We start from the raw sequence: 12,593 nt of genomic DNA, 5'->3' as shown, positions 1-12,593 counted from the left end.
TCTCGAACGCGGCCCATCGCGGCCAGGCTCGGGCGGCAGTCCGGAGCCGGCCTCAACGCCGGATCCCGGCGTACGCCACTCCCATCGCGACGGCCAGCGCCAGGAGGCAGGGCCCGATCCACGCCGCGCCAAGATGACCCACGACAACGCCCACGCCCGCCGACACTCCGGCACTGCCGACCGTCGACGCGGCGACCTGGAACCCGATGGCCTGCTGGGCCCGGCGTGCGCCGACTCGTTCTGAGGTGGTCAGCGTCATGAGCGGGAAGATCGGCGCGGTGGCGAACCCCGCCGCCGTGATCCCGACAGCCGCCACCCACGGCGGCGCCGGCAGCGCCATCAGCAGGGTCGCGGCGATCACGCCCAGCACGCCACCGGTCAGGACCGGCCTGACCCCGACCCGCTCCGCCAACGGCCCCAGCACCAGCCGGCCGACGAACATCGCCGCCCAGTACGCCGACACCGTGAGCCCGGCCGGCTCCGTCGCGAGGCCACGTCCCTCGGTCAGAAACACGAACGCCCACAGGCTGGTCGCCGACTCGACACCGGTCTGAAGCGCGACAGCGGCCACGCCGCGCCAGATCGCGGCTCGACCACTGGGCCGCCGGTCCTCAGCCGCCTCGGAAGCCGAAGGTGCGGAGGCCGGCTGTCTAGGCCGACGTCCGCCACCTGGCGATCCCGCTGGTCCCCAACTCCTGGCGGTGAGGGCGAACGCCGCGCAGAGGAATGTCTGGACGACCGCCAGGACGGCGTACCCCCAGCGCCAGCTCAACCCGCTGGCGAGCCCGGCGGTGATGAGCAACGGACCCGCAGTGGCCCCAAGTCCGTAACTCGCATGCATCCAGTTGATGTGGCGGGCGCCAAAATGGCTTGCGGCGTAGGCGTTGAGCCCCGAGTCGACCGCCCCCGACCCGAACCCACCCACGAGCATCGCGGCGGCGACCACCCACAGCGCGGGCGCGAGACCACAGGCGACGAGCGAGACGGCCGACGCGGCGGTGCTGCCGGCCAGAAGCCAGCCGACACTGATCCGGGCGAGGAGGAAGCCGGTCAACGAACTCGAGGTGAGATATCCGGCGATCCCGAACGGCACCATGAACCCAAGCGCGCTCATGGGCCCACCGAGACTCTGGCGCATCAACGGCCAGGCCATCCCGAGAATGCTGTCGGGCAGGGCAATGCTGACAAAGGCGAGATAAGCAAGGAGGAGCAACGGCACCGCGGCCACCTTCCGGGCAGCGACATTGCCGGGCTTCGACAGGCGTACGACAGTGGGCAGTCGACGACGGGACGCAGGCGTTTCGAAGCCGGCGGGAGCAAGAAGACGAAGCTCCCAGGCGGAGTCGCCCTGCCGCGAGCCTACGCAGCACGCGACGACAGGTCAGATATCACCGTGTCAACGCGTGCGTGGCTGGCCGGGCTTGAGTTCACAGCCCATGATGCTCCTCGACGTGGCCTGACTTTTGTGCGTACGACCCTAAACCACGCGCGCTCAGCGGGTGAACGCCGCGACCCACCGATCGGCGTCCTGCGCAATCCACAACGCCCGCTCCACCTCGTCCATCGATGCGGCGGCGTGCCGGCGCGCATGGTCCTGATCGTCGAGTCGGGGGACCCAACCCCCGATGCTCCACAGGGGTTGGCGAGCCAACGCCCACGGGAGCGCGGTCCGCTCGACGTCGCTGAGCCGCTGGTCGAGTCCGCTGCCGTACGCGTCGACCAACCGGCGGAGGGCGTCGATCCGGCGGCCGTTATCCAGGTGACCGAACTCAACGTCCGCGAAGTGCAGCGTCAACGCGAGATCGTCGATGCGGGCGTGCTCGCCCATGAAGTCGAAGTCGCCGACGTGCACCAGACGCGCGCCCCGAAAGAACACGTTGTCGTCCCAGAAGTCGCCGTGCACCAACTGGCGGGGAAGCCTGCCGACCAGGCCGGACTCGGCCTCCCAGACCAACGCGGCCAGCCGATCAGACCGGTCCGCGAGTAGCCGCTCGGCCGGCGTCGTATCCCAGGATCGGATCCGTGCGGTCCCGGCCGCTGTGCCGCGGTACACCTCGTCGGGCTCGATGTGGTTGGCGTACCGCGTGAGACGGCCGGCCGGTGAGACCTCGACCTCCCGGAGCAACGAATGGATCCGGCCGAGCATGGGCAGACCACGCTGGAGGAGGTCCGGAGTGATCATCCGACTGTGGTCGTGTTCAACGTATGACTCAACCTCGACCATCCGGCCCTCGACGCGGATCCACGGCTTGCCATCACCGGTGGGCACGGGCGGTGAGCACGGCACCCCCGCGCGGGCGAGTTCGCGGCGCACCCGCTGGATGTCGTCGAGGCGCTCGGGCGTGACGTACGGCCGGTAGACGCGGGCCACGTAGCGGGCGGATCCCTTCATGACCAGGAGGTTCAGGTTCAGCCCTCCCCCGAGATCGGCCGCCGCGCTGGCATCGAGGCCGTAGTGGACACCCAGCGCCGTGACCAGCTTCGCTGTCGGAATCGCACGCAGGCCGCGGGCCTGACCGTTCGCGTCGTCCGCCATGCGGCTGACCCTACTGAGCAACCCCACCAGCGGCGCCAAGGATTTTCCGCTGACGAATGGCCGCGCACGTCGAACTCGCCGGGTACGCCGGATCCGGACTTTCCCGAACCGCTGGCCCTGAAGCGATGCCCACCCTAGCGTCGCGTACATGGCACTTCCGCACGGTCAGTTCCGGCTGGGACCGCACACGGGACGCCTGCTCCTGCGCACCGGTCGCCAGGGTGTGGCCTCAAAGGTCGGGCACGACCTGACCATCGAGGTCACTGACTGGTTGGCGCAGGTGAACGTCCCCTCAGACACGCCCGAGGATGCCACCGTGACCGCCCGCGTGGAGATGGGATCGCTGCGGGTACGCGAGGGCACCGGCGGGGTCAAGCCGCTATCCGACAAGGACCGGCAGGAGATCGAGACGAACGCGCGGAAGATCCTCGAGGTGGACCACCACCCGGCCGCGGCGTTCGAGTCCAGCCAGATCTCCGTCGACGGCGCCGGCTGGACCGTCAAGGGATCCTTGACGATTCGCGGGGTCGCGGTGCCGGTCGAGCTGACGGTGCGCGAGGAGGCGCCGCAGAGCTATCGCGGGACGGGCGTGATTGTGCAGACGGCGTACGGCATCAAGCCCTATTCGGCGTTCCTCGGCGCGCTCAAGCTGCGCGACGAGGTGGAAATGGAGTTCGAGGTCGACCTGGCCAAGGTGGAATGACTAGCCCTTTGACCGCGATCAAATTGCTGATCATGAACTTCTTCATGAAGGGTTCTGGGACGTATAGCCCTTTCTGCCTTCATGATCATGGAACGCGAGCCCGGCGGTGAGCGGTGAGCGGTGAGCGGCTGGCATCGCAGGGCGTGCCGTTTTGGGTCGGGGCACCTTGTACGGCTCTATTGGCCAAGGGTGCCCCCGACCCAGAACGGTGGTCTTGTCGGATGCTGGATGCCCTTGTTTTGTTGGGCTTTCGGGCCGGGGTCTTGTCGTTGGTCGCCGCTAGCGTTCGGGCATGGATCCGACCTCGACGGACACGGGCCGGCACGGGTTCTCGGTGCTGGTCGAGCGGATACGTGCCCGTCTCGCCGAGGAGTCGGGTGCGCTGTTGTGGTCGACTCCTCACGAGGAGCTCACCGACCTGCTCCTGAGCCTGGAGGCTCTCTCGGCGCAGCTGGAGGCGGTCAAGCTTCAGGTGATCCGCGAGGCCGACCGGCAGGACCTGGGCCGAACAGCCGGCGCGACGTGCACAGCTGCCTTGCTGTCGTCGCTGCTGCGGATGCGCCCTGAACACGCGCGGGCGGCGGTGCGCCTGGCCAACGACCTGGACACCGCCCTCCCGCTTGTCCAGTTGGCGTTGAACGCCGGGGAGATCAGCGCTGATCACGCGAGGGTGATCGCGAAGGCGATCCGTGACCTGCCGAAGGAAGCCGGACAGGAGACCAGGGCCGAGGCCGAGCAGGTGCTGGTCGAGCATGCTCGCGTCTTTGACCCGAAAGACCTTGCCGGTCTGGGCAAGCCGTCTTGAACGCCGTGGACCCGGACCTGGCGGACAAGGTGCTTGCGAAGAAGCTCGCCGAAGAAGAGGCTGACAGACCTGGAGCGGTAGCGATTTGCGCCATCGAAAGTAGCCGGAGTCGGACTTGGAAACCGCTTCCCCACGAGACGATCCCCTGCCAGCATCGAGGGCAACGTAGCGGCAGCGGATTCTCCGGGGAGAGCACAATGCGGCGACGTACCTTCGTGACCGGCTCGCTCGCGGCCGCCGCAGCGGCCACCACCTCCGCCGCCGCCTGGGGCCTGTCAGCGGCCCACCCGCGGCCCGCCCTCGCCGACGACGTGGGAGCCATCATGACCGCCTCGGTCATCAGCGAACATCCGAGACTGATGCTGCACGACCTTGCCACCCTCAAGGCCAGGGCCACCGCGAACGACACCCTGGCGAGGTGGTACGCCAAGGTCAAGGCCGACGCGGATGCGATCGTGCCGCTGCCGGTTTCGAAATACGTCATACCCGACGGGCTTCGGTTGCTCGACACGAGTCGTGAGGTGGTACGCCGGACCTATTCCCTGGCGGTGGCGTTCGCCGTGGAGAACGACCCGGCCTATTCCAACCGTCTGTGGGCCGAACTCAACGCGGCCGCGCATTTTCCGGACTGGAACAGCCAGCGCCATTTCCTCGACACCGCCGAAATGACGCACGCGTTCGCGATCGGCTACGACTGGCTCTTCCATGTCTGGACGGACGAGCAGCGTGCGGTGTTGCGGCAGGCGATGGTGGAGTTTGGCCTGAAACCTGGCCTCCGGGTCTATGAGAGCGCCTTCGGTTGGCACACCGGCACCAACAACTGGAACATCGTCTGCAACAGCGGCCTCTCCCTCGGCGCGCTCGCCCTCGCACAGGACGAGCCCACGCTGTGCACCCAGATCCTCGACCACGCCCTACGGTCCATTCCGCGGGCGATCGCGGAATACGCCCCCAACGGCGGATATCCCGAAGGGCTCGGGTCGTACTGGGGCTACGCGACCAAATATCTCCTGCCCTATCTCGAATCGCTCCGGACCGCCACCGGCGACGATCACGGCCTTTCCCAGTCGGCGGGCCTCGCGGAGACGGGCTATTTCCCGATCCACCTGACCGGTCCGGCCGGCGAGAACTTCAACTATTACGACGCGGGCGGGGGTTCACCGCAGCCGCCGGAGATGTTCTGGTTGGCGAGGACGTACGCCACTCCCGTCTTCGGCTGGTGGGGCGTCCAGGGAATGGACCGGAATCCGGTGAGTTGGCTCCAGAGTCCGCTGTCCCTGCTGTGGTACGACGCCGACCAGGTGAAGTCTCCACTGGAGGCGGACCTGGCGTTCGATGGCTATTTCGGCCGCTGCGAGGTCGCGACGATGCGCAGTGGCTGGGAGAATCGCACGGCCACGTTCGCCGGCTTCAAAGGCGGCAACAACTCGACCAGCCACGGTGACCTCGACCTCGGCAATTTCGTTTTTGACGCGCTCGGTCTGCGCTGGGCTATCGAACTCGGCAGTGACGACTACAACATGCCCGGCTATTTCGCCGGTGGTCCGGGCGGCCAGCGCTGGACCTACTACCGCAAGCGCGCCGAGGGCCAGAACACGCTGATCGTCAATCCCCGAAAGGGAGACGACCAGGTGGTGACCGCCACCGGCACGATCATCAGCCGGGCCTCCGGACCGACCGCCGCCTACGCGATCGCCGATCTCACCGAAGCCCATCCGGCGTTGACCTCCTGGCGGCGCGGCGTACGGCAGTTCGACAACCGCCAGCAACTCCTCGTCCAGGACGAGCTCACCGCGGCCGAGCCGGCCGAGGTCTGGTGGTTCATGCACACCGCCGCCACGATCGCGGTCGCCGCGGACGGCCGGAGCGCCCGGCTGACCCGCGGCGGCCAGCAGGTGCTGGCCCGGATCACCTCACCCGAGGGCGCGGTCTTCTACAACGCCGCGGCCAAGCCGTTGTGGACCTCGCCTGATCCCGATGTCCAGAACGACAACCTGGGCATCCGGAAGCTGGCGATCCGCCTGACCGGAGTGACCAACCCGAGGGTTGCCGTCCAGCTCACGCCGGTGCGCGAAGGTCAGGAGGCGCCGCCCGCCGAACCCGTCACACCGCTGTCTGGTTGGTCAGTCGGACCCGCGAAGGTTGACGCCCTGAAGTCGCTCTCGGTAGACGGCAAGGCGCTCGAGGAGTTCTCGAGCCGGACCTTCGTCTACGACGTACTCCGGCCCCGTGGCGCGAAGCTGCCGGTGGTCACCGCGACCCCCGCGGGGGAGGGCGACCGGGTGATGATCCATCCGGTACGCCGGCTGCCCGGCGCGGCCACCATTGACGTGACCTCACCCGGGAAGGCCCGCGCTCGCTACCAGATCTTCTTCCGTACCGAGATCGGCCCGGGCAACTTCCCCAGCACCATTATCGCGAGCGCCGACGACGGCAACGTGCCCGAGAACACCATGGACGGCAACCCGGCCACGCGCTGGTCCGCCGAGGGTGACGGCCAGTGGATCGCGTACGACCTGGGCGCGGACGGTCCCGTGTCGAGTGTCACCATCGCGTGGTACCAAGGCGACAAGCGGGCGTCGCGGTTCGACCTCGAGGTCGCGCCGGCGGGCGGTGACTGGCGACAGGTGTTCAGCGGGTCGAGTTCGGGTACGCGGGCGACTCCCGAGACGTACACGTTCGACGAGGTCTCCGCGCGCTACCTCCGCATCGTCGGCCACGGCAACACCGCGAACGCCTGGAACAGCATCATCGAGGTGACGATCCCCGGCCGGACGGTCACGCTGCCCGCCACCGATCCCTTCCTCGCCTCGGTGCTGCTCACCGCACCTGACTCGATGCACGTCGGCGGCACGGCCCGCCTCGAACTGGCCGGAACCCTGAGCGACGGCACCCCGGCCGACCTGTCTGACGCGACGATCAGCTACGCCACCGACGACCCAGCCGCGGCCACCACAAGTGACGACGGCACCCTCACCGCCGTGGGCGAGGGAAGCGTCACCGTCGCCGGCATCGTCGTCAGCAAGGACTGGCGCCTGGAGTACGCCCGCCGGACCGTCACCGTGGTGGACCCGAGCAAGGTACGCGTCCCCGCAGCTGCCGACACCTACGTCAACGACGGGGCGAACGCCAACACCAACTACGGCACCTCGACGACGCTACTGGTCAAGACCGTCCAACCCGCCGGGTCGGGTTACACCAGGCAGGCGTTCCTGCGCTTCCAACCCGAAGCGGTGCGGGGCACCATCGAGTCGATCACGCTCCAGCTCCACGCGTCGGTCAACGACACGGGAGGCACCGAGATCGACGTGGAGGTGCACGAGTCCGCGACCTTCGACGAGAAGACCGTGACCTGGAACACCAAGCCGGCGATCGGTGCCAACCTCGGGTTGACGCACATCACGAGCACGGCCGCGTGGTACGCCGTCGACCTCACCGAGCAGCTGCGCTCGGCGGTGGCGGCCGGCCAGCCGATCAACCTCGCGCTGATCCAGAACCCTCCGGCCGGCCAAGGCGGTCTCGCCACCAACATCCGCAGCCGGGAGTCAGCTCAGGGCCCGTACCTCCTGGTCAACCTGAGTACAGCGTCCGGTTGACCGCACGCGAATTGGGGTGAGGAATGATCACGTTTGCGTGGTCATTTCCCACGAAGCGCGCCAAATTTGGCGCGCGAGGTGGGGAATTGGCGCGTGAGGTCCCCGGCCCCGCACCGTCTCACCTCGCGAGCCGCGCCACACTAGCTGGGCTCGGCGTGAGACAAGGGCGTACGCCCATCCATGCCCGGACGCAGGAGGAGCGCGAGGCCCATGTCCTGGTCGTTGGCGAGCGGGTCGGCGAAGTAGCCGGGCTGGTCGTCCACCGCGGACGGAAAGATGAACGCGCAGGAGGCGTGCCCGTCAGCCGTGAAGTCGACCAGGTTGGCGAGCAGCACGTCCTGGGCGATCGTCAGCGCACGTGCACGGGACAGGTCCGGAAGCTCGACGTCCTCCGGATAGTCGAGCAACGCCCGTCCGGACAGCACGCTCCAGTAGTGCGGGAACGTGTCGCCGTACAACCGTGACCGCCCGAACCAGTAGCCATCCCAATGCCGGATGGGCACGTTACGCAGGCGCACGTGCGGCTGGGCGCCCGCGAACGCCAGCAGCCAGGGCAGCACCGTCCGCATCGCGTCCCGGATGCTCGTCGAGGGTTCGATCCGCCAGGCGCCTTCGAGGATCGACAGCAGCGGAGCGGTCATCGACTGTTCGTACGCCACCTCGTGCGCGGGCAGGTCAGCACCGAGCGCCACGACCGCCCGCGCGTGACCGATCAGGTGGTCTCGCAGCCGCAAGGCGTCCTTGACACGGCCGGATTCCTCGCACAGGTGGGCGGCGCGCAGCACGGCCTCGGCGATCCCGATGGCGAGGAACTTCTCGCCACCGTTGGCGTAGTAGCTGTCGATGATGCCGACCGCGCGGGTGAGGTCCTCCGGATCGCCGTACGTCGCGGAGAGGTCGGCGAACAGCTGCGCGAGCCAGGGATGGTTGTACAACCGCGCGGTGTTGCTGCTCGTACTCCCATCGCTGACCCGGTGGTCTGGCTTGATGATGTGTTCCAGGCAGAACTCCTTGTAGGCAAGGAGCGCCTGGTCCACCTCGGCCACGTTGTCACACCAGCCACGGGTCCGGGCCTCGAGCAACAGCTGCGGCATGCCGATCCGTTCCCGGGCGTCAGACCAGTCGCTCCACCCCAGGTCGTGCGCGACCCGCAGGCCGCGTTCGGTGTCGTACGGCACGAACGCCGCCGCCCGGCTGCCGCTCCGCTCGCTGGCACGGTGATGGTCGAGCAGCGTGCGGACCCGACGGCGGACCAACTCCTCCAGTGGCGTGTGGTGCAACACCGCAACCCGGGATTGACGGCCGTCGGCGTGCCGTACGTCCACGTGTGAGACCTGGTGGTCGTCGGTGGAGATCTTTGTGGCGGGACCATCCGGCGTGCTGATCGTGATCGGGGTGCCGACCGGGGCGGCCAGGGCGGACGCCGACACGGTGGCGCGATGGCCGGCGAGCGCCGCCGGGATGTCGTCGTACCACCCGATCTCCCAGCCGAGCGGGAGTTCCTGTCCCGGCGTGAGCCGGAGTTCGGGTTGGCCGCCGAACGCGTGCGGTGCCCGCGCGTGGTCGGTCGCGTGCAGGCTGATCACGCCGCGGACGTTGGAGCTGGTGGCCTGGTGGCGACCCGCGATGGAGTACGCCCAGAGCTCACCTTCGGTCAGGTCGAGGGCCAACGCTGGCGGCGTTCCGTCCATCCTGACCGCCGCCAGCCACGACTCGGCACCGCCGGTCCAGACGTGCGCGTGGCAGTGTTCGCGGAGCACCTGCGCGGCCGGGCCATAGAGGTCCCTGATCGGTGTCGCGATGGCGTAGGAGCCGATGGTGATCGTCGTGGTCGAGGTGTTGCGCAGGACGTAACGCTCGCGCCACTTCTCGCCGAAGGTGCGGGTGACGTCCAGCCGGAGGCCGGGCACCGGCTCGTAGCTGACCCGGACTTCCGTCTCGTCGAACGCCACGTCCGCGGGTCGTACGAACCGCCCTGAGCCCGCGTCGGTGAGAAGGAAACCGGTGCCCCACCGCCAGTCGGGGCCAAACCACCACACCGAGTCGTCGAGGACGGCGTTCAGCCCTGGATGCGCCGGATGCCGGGCGCCGACCACCAGCCCGTCGTCATCGACGTCGACGGTTCCCTCACCACACCGATACGTTCGCACGGGGAGGGAGCTTAGGGCTCTCCATGGCACAAACGCGAGCCCTTACTGCGCCCGCCCCGGCGCCTGCTGCGACGACCGAACGTCACACAATCGTCGGGTGTCTCGTCCTCCTTCTGTGCGTAGCGATGACGACCTCGCGATGGAGTTCCACGCGATCCGCCCCCGGCTGATCGGGGTCGCGTACGCCCTGCTCGGCAGCGTGGAGGAGTCTGAGGACGCGGTCCAGGACGCCTGGCTCCGGTTGGGCCGTGTCGACCACACCGAGATCGAGGACGTCACCGGATGGCTGGTGGTCACCGTCTCCCGGATCGCTCTGGACATGCTGCGCTCGGCTCGCCGGCGTCGGGAGGAGTACGTCGGTGAGTGGCTGCCCGAGCCGGTCGTGACCGATGGCGACCCAGCCGAGCGGGTCACGCTGGACGAGTCGATGAGCCTGGCCATGCTGGTCGTCCTGGAGTCGCTGAGCCCGGCCGAGCGGACCGCGTTCGTGCTGCACGACGTGTTCGGTCTGCCGTTCACCGAGGTGGGCAAGGCGGTCGGGCGGACACCCGCGGCCTGCCGCCAACTCGCCGCCCGGGCCCGCAAACGTGTCTCGGAGCGCGCGCCGCGGTTCGACGTGGACGCCGACGACCATCGCCGGGTGGTGGACGCCTTCGCCCGGGCGACGACAAGTGGTGACCTCAACGCTCTGCTGGCGCTGCTGGATCCGGATGTCATCCTCCACAGCGACGGCGGCGGGGTCGTCAGGGCTGCCCGGCGGCCGATCTTCGGCGCATCGAAGGTCGCGCGCTTCCTCGGCGGCCTCGCCCGCCGCTACCCGGCGACAGGTGACCCGCGCGCCTCCACGGTCAACGGCTGGCCGGGACTGCTGTGGTTCCTCGACGGACAGGTCGACAGCGTGGTCGCGTTGACTGTGGCCGGCGGGCGGATCACCGAGATCCATATGGTCCGGAACCCCGAGAAACTGCGAAGCATCAGCCGGCTTTCATCAACACGACGCCCAGGACGGCCAGCACCGTCATCGCCGTCCGCGCCGCACTGAACCGCTCGGCGAACACCACGGCCCCGATCACTCCCGCGAAGACCACGCTGGTCTCCCGCAACGCCGACACCAGCGCGAGCGGGCTTCGACTCTGTGCCCACACGACGATGGCGTACGTCACCAACGAGAGAACGCCGCCGAGTAGCCCGAGCGGCCACGAGCCAGCCAGCGCCGACCAGAACCCCCTGCCGTACATCACCTTGCAGGCAAGGAGGATCACCGGCCCCTGCAACAGGAACAACCACATCGCGTAGCTCACCGCATGGCCGGATTGCCGGACGCCGATCCCGTCGATGAGGGTGTACGTCGAGATCGCCAGCCCGGTCGCGACGGCCAGCGCCAGGCCGCGTCCCGAGCCCGCCGGCGGCCGGCCCCCGACGAAGACGAGAGAGGTCAGCGCGAGCGACACCGCGACAATGCCGGCCAGCTGGCCGCTGGTGAGCCGTTCGTCGAGGAAGGCGACCGCGACCACCGTGACCACCAGGGGTGCGGTGCCCCGAGCCAGCGGATAGACCCGGCTGAACTCACCATGCCGGTAGGCGTTGACGAGGAGTAGGAGGTACCCCGACTGCACGATCGCCGACGCCGCGAGGTACGGCCAGGACGCCCTGTCCGGCAGCGGCAGGAAGCAGACCGCGACCCCCGCGATCGGGACGTACGACGAACCGATCAGCGCCGAGGCGATCCGCTGGTCCTTGATGGCCTTCGCGATCGCGTTCCAGACGGCATGCAGAGCAGCGGCGACGAGGACCGCCCCGACAACGGTGGGTTCCATACCGGTCAGTCACGCGCCCCGAACGGTACGCCGTACAACCGCCACTGCGTGGGATCCGGCCCCTGCGGGCTTCGCCCGTCGTGCCCACCCCCCACCGCGGGCGCGATCGCGATGCCCAGCGCGGTCAGCGTGTGCGCGGCGACGTCGGCCTGCTCGAGGGTGGCGGGTGGGACGGGTGGCAGGGAGGCGCCGGCCGCCGCGATCCAGGCCGTGCGTTCCTCCGGGCTGTCGCCGCCGTGGCCACCCTCGTCAAGGTGGCCGTGATCGGTCGCGACGATGACGGTCCACTCCTCCTCGGCGTAGGAGCCGCGCGCCTCGATGGTGTCGAGGATCCTTCCGAGGCGCAGGTCGCTGCGTTCGATCGAGGTGACGTACGCCGGACCGACGCCGAGTTCGTGGGCGTTGACGTCCGGTGCACCGAGGTAGATGAACGCCGCCGCCGGGCAGTCTGGTCCGGCGAGGACCCGGCAGGCGTCGGCGGTGATCGTGTCGTCGGTCGTGTCCCAGGCGGCAAGGTCGTGCCCAGGATCATCGTTCGGCAGCAGGCCGCCACCGAGAAAGACCGGCCCGCCGCTGGCGGCGCTGACCAGGGGTGGCCAGCCGGCCGCGGCGTACGTCGCGAGCCCGTGCGCCCGCACCCGGGTCAGGACGTCGGGGTACTCCGCGATCCGGTGCCGGGTGAAGTCGTTGTCGAAGACGTTGTGGACCGGCGGCAGGACGCCGGTGACCATCGTCGTCCAGCTCGGTCCGGACATCGTCGCGCCGTCAGGGTTGACCTGGACCGGACGCAGGAAGCCCTTCGCGGCCAGAGCGTCAAGGCGCGGAGTCCGCGCGGACGCGAGCGTGTCGAACCGTACGCCGTCGATGCCGACGACGACCACGTGGCGGGCGGTCCCTGATGCGCTGCTGTCGGCGGGAGAAGCGGTCTCGGGAGAAGGGGTGGCGGCCATGCCGTTGATCGTCGTCGAACGGCGCGCGCGGGTCCA

The 12,593-nt window shown here is 68.9% G+C and carries 9 protein-coding genes; 4 read left to right on the top strand and 5 right to left on the bottom strand.

Annotated features, from left to right (window positions below):
* Window positions 1–52: 52 nt before the first annotated feature.
* Both B141_RS0112165 and B141_RS0112160 read right to left on the bottom strand, forming a co-directional pair.
* Entirely contained in the window at window positions 53–1,219 is a 1,167-nt protein-coding gene (locus B141_RS0112165; protein ID WP_020575443.1) for an MFS transporter, read from the bottom strand.
* Between the two features lie 273 nt (window positions 1,220–1,492).
* Complete coding sequence (locus B141_RS0112160; RefSeq protein ID WP_020575442.1) at window positions 1,493–2,536, bottom strand: phosphotransferase; 1,044 nt, start codon at window positions 2,534–2,536, stop codon at window positions 1,493–1,495.
* Between the two features lie 148 nt (window positions 2,537–2,684).
* Between B141_RS0112160 and B141_RS0112155 the strand changes: the two genes are divergently transcribed.
* The 3 genes from B141_RS0112155 (at window position 2,685) to B141_RS0112145 (ending at window position 7,640) form a co-directional block, all read left to right on the top strand.
* Entirely contained in the window at window positions 2,685–3,239 is a 555-nt protein-coding gene (locus tag B141_RS0112155) for a YceI family protein (RefSeq protein ID WP_020575441.1), read from the top strand.
* A 292-nt stretch (window positions 3,240–3,531) separates the two neighbouring features.
* Window positions 3,532–4,044: a DUF222 domain-containing protein gene (locus B141_RS0112150; protein ID WP_020575440.1), complete on the top strand. Its 513-nt coding sequence runs from the start codon at window positions 3,532–3,534 to the stop codon at window positions 4,042–4,044.
* 197 nt (window positions 4,045–4,241) lie between these two features.
* Window positions 4,242–7,640 carry a CBM96 family carbohydrate-binding protein gene (locus B141_RS0112145; RefSeq protein ID WP_020575439.1) on the top strand — a complete coding sequence of 1,133 codons (3,399 nt, stop codon included), beginning with the start codon at window positions 4,242–4,244 and terminating at the stop codon, window positions 7,638–7,640.
* A 140-nt stretch (window positions 7,641–7,780) separates the two neighbouring features.
* On the opposite strand, the gene B141_RS40270 is transcribed toward B141_RS0112145, so the two are convergent.
* On the bottom strand, window positions 7,781–9,790 hold the full coding sequence (locus B141_RS40270; RefSeq protein ID WP_020575438.1) for a hypothetical protein: 2,010 nt from the start codon (window positions 9,788–9,790) through the stop codon (window positions 7,781–7,783).
* A 115-nt stretch (window positions 9,791–9,905) separates the two neighbouring features.
* Here B141_RS40270 and sigJ point away from each other — a divergent pair, with 115 nt between their 5' ends.
* Complete coding sequence (sigJ, locus tag B141_RS0112135; protein WP_237742683.1) at window positions 9,906–10,832, top strand: RNA polymerase sigma factor SigJ; 927 nt, start codon at window positions 9,906–9,908, stop codon at window positions 10,830–10,832.
* Here sigJ and B141_RS0112130 read toward each other — a convergent pair.
* Both B141_RS0112130 and B141_RS40265 read right to left on the bottom strand, forming a co-directional pair.
* On the bottom strand, window positions 10,765–11,607 hold the full coding sequence (locus B141_RS0112130; protein WP_020575436.1) for a DMT family transporter: 843 nt from the start codon (window positions 11,605–11,607) through the stop codon (window positions 10,765–10,767). The two genes, sigJ and B141_RS0112130, sit on opposite strands and share 68 nt — an antisense overlap.
* 5 nt (window positions 11,608–11,612) lie before the next feature.
* Window positions 11,613–12,557: an alkaline phosphatase family protein gene (locus B141_RS40265; RefSeq protein ID WP_020575435.1), complete on the bottom strand. Its 945-nt coding sequence runs from the start codon at window positions 12,555–12,557 to the stop codon at window positions 11,613–11,615.
* Between the last annotated feature and the right edge of the window lie 36 nt (window positions 12,558–12,593).

Source organism: Actinopolymorpha alba DSM 45243, from assembly GCF_000373925.1.
Classification (GTDB): Bacteria; Actinomycetota; Actinomycetes; order Propionibacteriales; family Actinopolymorphaceae; genus Actinopolymorpha; species Actinopolymorpha alba.
Note: the sequence above shows the minus strand (reverse complement) of the source record. Positions and strands in the feature narration are given on the sequence as shown.